Origin of the sequence: Pseudomonas wayambapalatensis, assembly GCF_049942315.1 — a bacterium.
GTDB classification, from domain to species: Bacteria; Pseudomonadota; Gammaproteobacteria; order Pseudomonadales; family Pseudomonadaceae; genus Aquipseudomonas; species Aquipseudomonas wayambapalatensis.
In genome coordinates this window covers 48,452-56,878 of the sequence record NZ_JBNFMU010000149.1, presented here as the reverse complement: position 1 = coordinate 56,878, position 8,427 = coordinate 48,452, and the positions used below count along the sequence as shown (strand labels likewise).

Annotated in this window: 8 protein-coding genes; 2 read left to right on the top strand and 6 right to left on the bottom strand. The window is 65.5% G+C overall.

Going from position 1 to position 8,427, the window contains the following annotated elements; all coding sequences use genetic code 11:
* Window positions 1–222 precede the first annotated feature (222 nt).
* The 6 genes from paaK to paaF form a co-directional block, all read right to left on the bottom strand.
* On the bottom strand, window positions 223–1,542 hold the full coding sequence (gene paaK, locus ACPZMI_RS09465; protein WP_186664829.1) for a phenylacetate--CoA ligase PaaK: 1,320 nt from the start codon (window positions 1,540–1,542) through the stop codon (window positions 223–225).
* 111 nt (window positions 1,543–1,653) lie between these two features.
* Entirely contained in the window at window positions 1,654–2,874 is a 1,221-nt protein-coding gene (gene pcaF, locus ACPZMI_RS09460) for a 3-oxoadipyl-CoA thiolase (protein ID WP_426352104.1), read from the bottom strand.
* Window positions 2,867–3,322 carry a hydroxyphenylacetyl-CoA thioesterase PaaI gene (gene paaI / locus ACPZMI_RS09455; RefSeq protein WP_426352103.1) on the bottom strand — a complete coding sequence of 152 codons (456 nt, stop codon included), beginning with the start codon at window positions 3,320–3,322 and terminating at the stop codon, window positions 2,867–2,869. The genes pcaF and paaI overlap by 8 nt, the downstream gene beginning before the upstream one ends.
* Window positions 3,315–4,832 carry a 3-hydroxyacyl-CoA dehydrogenase PaaH gene (paaH, locus tag ACPZMI_RS09450; RefSeq protein WP_426352102.1) on the bottom strand — a complete coding sequence of 506 codons (1,518 nt, stop codon included), beginning with the start codon at window positions 4,830–4,832 and terminating at the stop codon, window positions 3,315–3,317. Before paaH ends, paaI begins: the two co-directional genes overlap by 8 nt.
* A 1-nt stretch (window position 4,833) precedes the next feature.
* The gene (gene paaG / locus ACPZMI_RS09445) at window positions 4,834–5,625 is read right to left on the bottom strand and encodes a 2-(1,2-epoxy-1,2-dihydrophenyl)acetyl-CoA isomerase PaaG (protein ID WP_426352101.1); all 792 of its coding nucleotides are present in this window, start codon (window positions 5,623–5,625) and stop codon (window positions 4,834–4,836) included.
* A 37-nt stretch (window positions 5,626–5,662) separates the two neighbouring features.
* Entirely contained in the window at window positions 5,663–6,436 is a 774-nt protein-coding gene (gene paaF / locus ACPZMI_RS09440) for a 2,3-dehydroadipyl-CoA hydratase PaaF (protein WP_186664816.1), read from the bottom strand.
* A 307-nt stretch (window positions 6,437–6,743) separates the two neighbouring features.
* Between paaF and paaY the strand changes: the two genes are divergently transcribed.
* Together paaY and paaX are read left to right on the top strand one after the other, a co-directional pair.
* Complete coding sequence (paaY, locus tag ACPZMI_RS09435; RefSeq protein ID WP_426352100.1) at window positions 6,744–7,343, top strand: phenylacetic acid degradation protein PaaY; 600 nt, start codon at window positions 6,744–6,746, stop codon at window positions 7,341–7,343.
* Between the two features lie 77 nt (window positions 7,344–7,420).
* Entirely contained in the window at window positions 7,421–8,344 is a 924-nt protein-coding gene (gene paaX, locus ACPZMI_RS09430) for a phenylacetic acid degradation operon negative regulatory protein PaaX (protein ID WP_426352099.1), read from the top strand.
* Window positions 8,345–8,427: the final 83 nt, after the last annotated feature.

Here is an 8,427-nt window from a genome sequence, read left to right as displayed (position 1 = left end):
GCTGACTTTCGATTCGGCTGCCTTTTTCTGCCCCGGCCTCGTCCGGGGCTTTTTTTTGCGCCGTCTTTGCCGGCCCTATCGCGGGACGAGCCCGCTCCCACAGGCGGCTCGCTGATCCTGGAGTCAGTGGGAGCGGGCTCTTCCCTCGATAGGGCCGGCAAATACGGCGCAAAAAAAAGCCCCGGACGAGGCCGGGGCAGAAAAAGGCAGCCGAATCGAAAGTCAGCTGGCCAACCGTTTGTCGTAGACGTGGCAAGCCTTGCCCTCGGAGCGCTTCAACGTCCCGCAGGGCTGCAGGCGAATCTGCGTGCTGATGCCGATGTAGGTCTTGATCTGCTTGCTCAGCTCACCCACAAGCGCCTTGCGCGTAGCGTCGTCCAGGTACTGGCTGTCGGCACGTAACTCCACGTGCACTTCCACACTATCGAGATTGCCATTGCGATACAGATGAATCTCGTAAAGCTCGGAAAGCTGTTTTATTTTCAGCACCTGCTCTTCGATCTGCGTGGGGAACACATTGACCCCGCGGATGATCAGCATGTCGTCGCTGCGCCCGGTGATCTTGCCAATCCGCCGCATCGGCCGTGCCGTGCCGGGCAGCAGGCGGGTCAGGTCGCGGGTGCGGTAGCGCACCATCGGTAGCGCCTCCTTGCTCAGTGACGTGAACACCAGCTCACCCAGTTGCCCATCCGGCAGGACCTCGCCAGACACCGGGTCGATGATCTCGGGATAGAAATGGTCTTCCCAGATGGTCGGGCCGTCCTTGGTCTCGATGCACTCCATGGCCACGCCCGGCCCCATGATTTCCGACAGGCCATAGATATCCAGGGCGTTGATACCCAGGCGTTGTTCGATGGAGCGGCGCAGCTCGTCGGTCCAGGGTTCGGCACCGAAGATGCCCAGGCGCAGCTTGAGGTCGTTGGGGTCGATGCCCTGGCGTTCGATCTCGTCGGCCAGGTTGAGCATGTAGGACGGCGTGACCATGATGATGTCGGGCTGGAAGTCGCGGATCAGCTGCACCTGCTTCTCGGTCTGGCCGCCGGACATGGGGATCACCGTGCAGCCCAGGCGCTCGGCGCCGTAGTGAGCGCCCAGGCCACCGGTGAACAGGCCGTAGCCATAGGAGACATGCACCTTGTCGCCCTTGCGTCCGCCTGCGGCGCGGATCGAACGGGCGACCACGTTGGCCCAGGTGTCGATGTCGTTCTGGGTGTACCCGACCACCGTGGGCTTGCCCGTGGTGCCGCTGGAGGCGTGCAGGCGTACCACTTCCTCCTGGGGGACGGCGAACATGCCGTAAGGGTAGTTGTCACGCAGGTCGCTCTTGCCGGTGAAGGGGAAGCGCGACAGGTCTTCGAGCGACTTCAGGTCGTCCGGGTGGGCGCCGCAGGCGTCGAAACGCTGGCGGTACAGCGGCACCTTGTCGTAGGCGTGGCGCAGGCTCCAGCGCAGGCGTTCGAGCTGGTGCTGGCGCAGGGCGTCGACACTGGCGGTTTCCATGGGGTCAAGCAGGGCGCGTTCGGCATCGTGGTACATGTTCATGGCTTCACTCGAGTTGTTCTTGTACGCCGGCCCGTCGAGGGGCCGTGAGTGTCATGGTGGGCAGCATACTGCCCGTTGCAGCGTGGGTCGCGGTCCGTTGGTCGAGGTGCCTCAAAGGCGCTCGATCACCATGGCGATGCCCTGGCCGACGCCGATGCACATGGTGCACAGGGCGTAGCGCCCGCCGGTCAGCTCCAGTTCGTGCAGGGCAGTGGTGACCAGCCGTGCGCCACTCATGCCCAGCGGATGACCCAGGGCGATGGCGCCACCGTTGGGGTTGACCCGTGGATCGTCGTCGGCAACGCCCAGCTCGCGCAGCACTGCCAGCCCTTGGGCGGCGAAGGCTTCGTTGAGCTCGATCACATCCATGTCGGCCAGAGCAAGGCCGGTCAGTTCCAGCACTTTGCGCGTCGCTGGCACCGGGCCGATGCCCATGATGCGCGGCTCGACTCCGGCTGCGGCCATGCCGACGATCCGCCCGCGCGCCTTCAGGCCGTGGCGGCGGGCTGCGCTGCCGCTGGCCAGCAGCAGTGCGCAAGCACCGTCGTTGACCCCCGACGCGTTGCCGGCGGTGACGCTGCCACCTTCGCGAAACGGCGTACCAAGGCGCGCCAACTGCTCCAGGGTGGTGTCGCCGCGCGGGTGCTCATCCTGTTCGACCACCTTGGCCGGGCCCTTGCGCTGGGCGATCTCGACCGGGACGATTTCGCGCGCCAGGCGGCCATTGGCCTGGGCGGCGGCAGCCTTGTGCTGGCTGCGCAGGGCAAAGGCGTCCTGGTCGGCGCGCGAGATGCCGAACTGCTCGGCAACGTTCTCGGCGGTCTCGGGCATCGAATCGATGCCGTATTGCGCTTTCATCAGGGTGTTGACGAAGCGCCAGCCGATGGTGGTGTCGAACAGTTGCGCACTGCGGCCGAAGGCCTGTTCGGCCTTGCCCATGACGAAGGGGGCGCGGGACATGGATTCGACGCCGCCGGCCAGCATCAGCCCGGCCTCGCCACAGCGCAGGGCGCGGGCGGCGTTGCCGATGGCGTCCAGGCCCGAGCCGCACAGGCGGTTGAGGGTGGTGCCCGGCACCTCGACAGGCAGCCCGGCCAGCAGCGTCGCCATGTGCGCAACGTTGCGGTTGTCTTCGCCGGCCTGGTTGGCGCAGCCGAGGATCACATCGTCGATGGCGTGCCAGTCCAGCTCTGGATGGCGGGCGATCAATGCCTTGATCGGGATCGCCGCCAGGTCGTCGGCACGCACGCTGCTCAGGGCGCCGCCGTAGCGGCCGATGGGCGTGCGTACGGCGTCGATGATCAGGGCGTCGTTGAGGGTCGGTTCAGTCATCTTGCGTCTCCTGCGTCAGCACGCTGCCGCGCAACTTGTAGGACTTGCCATGGAACAGCGCCACCAGCTCGCCACGCTGGTTTTCCAGGCGCACGTCGTAGAGGCCGGTGCGGCTCTTGCGCACCACTTCGTGGGTGGTGGCGGTCAACTGGTCGCCGAGCAGCGCCGGGGCCACATAATCGATGCTGCAGCCCAGGGCCACGGTGGCCTCGTCGTGGCTGTTGCAGGCAAAGGCGAATGCCGAATCGGCCAGGGCGAAGAGAAAGCCGCCGTGGCAGGTGCCGTGGCCCTGGATCATGTCGGCGCGCACGGTCATGCGCACCGTGGCGCTGCCGGGGCCGGCCTCGAGCAGTTCGATGCCCATGCCTTGGGTCGCAGGGTCACGGGCGTACATGGCATTGGCACAGGCGCGGGCCAGCGCTTGGGGCGTGCGAGGTGTGTCAGTCATGCAGGCGGCCTCCTTCGGCATGGGTGCGGCGCAACAGCAGGGAAGGGCGATAGCGTTCTTCGCCGTAGGCCTGTTGCAGGTGTTCGAGGGTGCGCAACGTGTGGGTAAGGCCCATGCGTTCGGCCCAGGCCAGCGGCCCCAGTGGATAATTGACCCCGGCGCACATGGCCAGGTCGATGTCTGCCGCCGAGGCGACGCCTTGCAGCACGGCATCGGCGGCTTCGTTGGCGAGCATGGCCACCGTGCGCAGCACGGCGAGCCCCGGCAGATCAGCCAGGGCGCTGACGGTGAATCCGGCGCGCTGGAGCAGTGCGACAACCTGATCGCGGGCTTCGATCGTGGTGCTCCTGGCCCAGGTGATGGCAATGCGGGTAGCGCTGCTGTAGTCCAGGGCGAGGTCGATCAGCACCAGATTCTGCAGGCCGTCGTCGCGGGCGCGCTGGCTGGCCAGGCGACCGTCGGACAGGGCCAGGGTGGCGTCGCCAATGCGCAGCAAGCCCTGGCCGGCGCGCTGGGTAAGCTCGATGCCGGTGGCGTTCAGGCGTTGCACCAGCGGCTGCATGACGCCGAGGTCGCCCTCGACCACGCAGCGCGTGACCTCGGCAGCGCTGCGCAATTCGGCAGGCCGCGGGCGTTCGGCGCCCTCGCGGTAGTCATGGAAACCCTGGCCGCTCTTTCGTCCCAGGCGCCCGGCCGCCACCAGTTCCTTCTGTACCTGCGAGGGCTGGAAGCGCAAATCCCCGTAGTAGGCGTCGAACACCGAGCAGGTGACGGCGTAGTTGACGTCGTGGCCGATCAGGTCGGTGAGTTCGAACGCGCCCATGCGGAACCCGCCGGCCTCGCGCAACAGCGCATCGAGGGTGGCGCAGTCGGCTGCACCTTCCTGCAACAGGCGCAGGCTCTCGGCGTAGAACGGACGGGCTACGCGATTGACGATAAAACCAGGGGTGGAGCGCGCATGCACCGGCTGCTTGCCCCAGGCCTTGGCGGTGTCGTACAGCGTATCGGCCACGGCCGGTTCGGTTGCAAGTCCCGACACGACTTCCACTAACGCCATCAAGGGTGCGGGATTGAAGAAATGCATGCCGACCACTTGCCCGGGACGAGCAAGCCCCGCTGCCAGGCGGGTAATCGACAACGACGAGGTGTTGCTGGCGAGGATGCAGGTTTCTGCGCAGAGGGCTTCGAGCTGGTGCAGCAGTTGCTGCTTGATCTCGAGGTTTTCCACGATCGCCTCGATCACCAGCGCTGCATCGGCCAAGGCCTCGAGGGACTCGGCAGGTTGCAGGCGGGCAGTGATCAGCTCGCGCTCACAGGCGCTCAGCTTGCCTTTTTCCACTTGGCGCGCCAATTGCCGGGCGATGCCGTCGATGGCCTGCGCTGCAGCGCCCGGGCGATTGTCATAAAGCCGGACTGGATGCCCGGCCTGGGCTGCAACCTGGGCAATGCCGGCACCCATGGCGCCAGCACCGATCACCGCAACCTGAGCGTCAATGTGCAAGGCGCTCATCTCAGCACCCCTTGAACGTCGGCGTACGCTTTTCCATGAAGGCGCTGACGCCTTCGCGGTAGTCGTCGCTGCGCCCCGCCAGGCGTTGCAGGTCGCGCTCGAGCGTCAGTTGCTGGTCGAAACTGTTGTCGAAGCTTGCGTTGAGGCTGCGCTTGATCAGTGCCAGGCCATAGGTGGGCTGAGCGGCCAGGTGCCGCGCCAGGCGCAGTGCTTCGTCGCGCAGCTCGGCATCGTCCACCACGCGGTGAATCAGCCCCCATTGCTCGGCCTGTTCGGCGCTCAGGCGCTCACCCAGCATGGCCAGGGCTTTCGCGCGGGCCATCCCGACCAGCCGCGGCAGCAGCCAGGTGCCGCCGGAATCCGGAATCAGGCCGATGCGGCAGAACGCCTGGATGAAGCTGGCCGAGCGGGCGGCCAGCACCAGGTCGCAGGCCAGTGGAATATTGGCGCCGGCGCCGGCGGCCACGCCGTTGACCGCGCTGATCACTGGCATCGGCAAGTCGCGCAGGCTGCGGATCAGCGGGTTGTAGAACTGCTCGATCGAATGACCCAGGTCGGGGCGCTCGGCGCCGGGGGCGACATTGCGATCGGACAGGTCCTGGCCGGCGCAGAAGCCCCGGCCCTCGCCGGTCAGCAGCAGCACCCGCGCCTGTGCGCTCTGGCGCACCTGCTTGAGGGCCTCGCGCACCTCGAGGTGCATGTCGGCGTTGAAACTGTTGAGTTGCTCGGGGCGGTTGAGCGAGAGGAGGGCGACGCCGTCCTCGATGGAAAACAGGATGTGCTGGAAGCTCATGGCAAGCGCGCTCCGTCAGTCGGTGGAATCGAGTGGTTCAGCGGCCGATGAAGTTGGCCGGGCGTTTTTCCTGGAAGGCGCGGATGCCTTCGTCGCGGTCGGCAGTGCCGGCCAGCAGGGTGAAGGCATGTCGTTCGAAGCGCAGGCCGCTGGCGAGGTCCGTATCCTGGGCCTTGAGCAGGGCCTCTTTGGCCAGGCGCACGGCCAGGGGCGCCTTTTGCGCGATGCTGCGGGCCACCTGCAGGGCGCGTTCGACGGTCAGTTCGGGCTGGGTCATTTCGCTGATCAGCCCGGCCTGCAAGGCATGGCGGGCATCGAGGGTTTCGCCGGTGAGCACCAGTTGCATGGCCAGGGGCTTGCCGACCGCGCGAAGCAGGCGCTGGGTGCCACCCGCGCCGGGGATGATGCCGAGGTTGATCTCTGGCTGGCCGAAGCGTGCGTCGGCCCCGGCGATCACGATATCGGCGCACATCACCAGCTCGCAGCCACCGCCCAGGGCGAAGCCGTTGACGGCTGCGATCAGGGGCTTGGGGAAGGCGGCGATGCGTTGCCAGTGGGCGACGCGTGGGTCGTTGAGGATGCCGACCAGGTCGCGCTCGGCCATCTCATTGATATCGGCGCCGGCGGCAAAGGCCTTGCGATTACCGGTGATGACCACCGCGCGGGTGTGTTCGTCATGGGCAGCGGCGTCGAGTTCGTTGGCGAGTTCTGCCAGCAGCTCGGTATTCAGGGCGTTGAGGGCTTGCGGGCGGTGCAGGGTGATCAGGCGGACACCGTCCGCCGGGGCCTGCACAACGAGGTTGCTTGGCATGGTGGTACCTCAGGCTGCACGTTTGGCGCCGGTCAGGGCCGGCCAGTTCTTGGAATCGGTTGCAGTGGTGGCGCAAGTATAGGCTCAAAGCGATACGAAATATCAATATCAAAATTAAATTGGCGTATCTAAATATTCAGTGGTGATCGGTGAGGCTACTGGAGACCCTTTGCACATAGGGATTTGGTCTGGCTTGCGGTGGGTGCGCAGGGCGAATCACAAAGCGATACAGCAATTTCAAAATTGACTGACTCATTTGAAGTGATACATGATCCTCTGACGTCATGAATCACATTGAGTCGCTCTCATGCCCTGCTATCGCCTCGACGGCTTGACCCCCGTGGTCCATCCCACCGCCTATGTCCACCCCAATGCCGTACTGATCGGCGATGTGATCGTCGGCCCCGGCTGTTATGTCGGGCCTCTCGCTGCGTTGCGGGGCGACTTCGGGCGCATCGTCCTTGAGGAGGGCGCCAATCTGCAGGACACCTGCGTGATGCATGGCTTTCCGGGTGGTGACACGGTCATCGAGCGCAATGGTCATGTTGGCCATGGCGCAGTGCTGCATGGGTGCCGAGTGGGGGCGGATGCGCTGATAGGCATGAATGCGGTGGTGATGGATGGTGCGCACATCGCGCCACGCTGCATCGTTGCGGCCACGGCATTCGTCAAGGCGGGCTTCACCTGCGAGGCGCAGAGCCTGGTGGTGGGCTCGCCGGCCCAGGTCAGGCGTGCACTGAGCGACGAGGAGGTCGCCTGGAAGCAGCGCGGCACTCAGGAGTACCAGGCACTTGCCAGGCGTTGCATGGCATCGATGGTGGAGTGTCCGCCGCTGAGTGCGGCCGAACCCGGGCGCCCGCGCATGGGCGATACGGGGCTGCGGCCGAAGGCGGGGCATGGCGCATGAGCATTGCCGTGTCGCGCCATGGTCAGGCGGGGCGGGGTAAAGGTATAGTCGGGGCTTTCCCCGCGCCCAGTTCCCCCATGAGCAGCCTCGTACCCCTGAATCACCTGATCACCCGCTTCCAGGAGCAGACGCCGATCCGCGCCAGCTCGCTGATCATCACGCTGTATGGCGATGCCGTCGAACCCCATGGTGGCACGGTGTGGCTGGGTAGCCTGATCGGTTTGCTGGAGCCCTTCGGTATCAACGAGCGGTTGATTCGCACCTCGATCTTTCGCCTGACCAAAGAAGGCTGGCTGACCGCTGAAAAGGTCGGTCGCCGCAGCTACTACAGCCTCACCGGCACCGGCCGACGACGCTTCGAGAAGGCATTCAAGCGGGTCTACAGTGCCAGCTTGCCAGCCTGGGACGGCGCCTGGACACTGGTGCTGCTCTCGCAGTTGGACGCTGCCAGGCGCAAGGCAGTACGTGAAGAGCTGGAGTGGCAGGGCTTCGGAGCCATCGCTCCTAACGTGATGGGGTGCCCGCGCGCCGATCGCGCGGATCTGGCGGCGACCCTGCGCGAGCTGGAGGCCGAGGAAGACAGTATCGTCTTCGAGACCCATGCCCAGGAAATTCTCGCCTCCAAGGCCATGCGTGCGCAGGTCAAGGAGAGCTGGGGAATCGACGAACTGGGCCAGCACTACAGTGAGTTCATTCGTCTGTTCCGCCCGCTGTGGCAGGCACTGCGCGAGCAGGAAACGCTGGAGGCGCAGGATTGCTTCCTGGCCCGCACCTTGTTGATCCACGAATACCGGCGTTTGCTGCTGCGGGATCCGCAGTTGCCTGACGAACTGTTGCCCGGCGATTGGGAAGGTCGCGCAGCGCGCCAGTTGTGCCGCAACCTCTATCGCCTGGTGTCGCCCAAGGCCGAAGCCTGGCTCAATGACACGCTGGAGACGGCGGACGGACCGCTACCGGATGCCAGTGAAAGTTTCTATCGTCGTTTTGGTGGTTTGAGCTGAAACGATACGTGGTACGTATCACGGTACATCTTAAGATTCGAGGCCGACGTACTGTTTTGGCCAACACCTGAAAGCTGGCGCGC

Excerpts from the sequence above, each read along its gene's own strand:
- paaX (WP_426352099.1), top strand. The coding sequence starts at position 7,421 with ATGAGCAGCCTCGTACCCCTGAATCACCTGATCACCCGCTTCCAGGAG.
- paaI (WP_426352103.1), bottom strand. The coding sequence starts at position 3,322 with ATGACTGACACACCTCGCACGCCCCAAGCGCTGGCCCGCGCCTGTGCC.
- paaK (WP_186664829.1), bottom strand. The coding sequence starts at position 1,542 with ATGAACATGTACCACGATGCCGAACGCGCCCTGCTTGACCCCATGGAA.
- paaF (WP_186664816.1), bottom strand. The coding sequence starts at position 6,436 with ATGCCAAGCAACCTCGTTGTGCAGGCCCCGGCGGACGGTGTCCGCCTG.
- paaY (WP_426352100.1), top strand. The coding sequence starts at position 6,744 with ATGCCCTGCTATCGCCTCGACGGCTTGACCCCCGTGGTCCATCCCACC.
- pcaF (WP_426352104.1), bottom strand. The coding sequence starts at position 2,874 with ATGACTGAACCGACCCTCAACGACGCCCTGATCATCGACGCCGTACGC.
- paaG (WP_426352101.1), bottom strand. The coding sequence starts at position 5,625 with ATGAGCTTCCAGCACATCCTGTTTTCCATCGAGGACGGCGTCGCCCTC.
- paaH (WP_426352102.1), bottom strand. The coding sequence starts at position 4,832 with ATGAGCGCCTTGCACATTGACGCTCAGGTTGCGGTGATCGGTGCTGGC.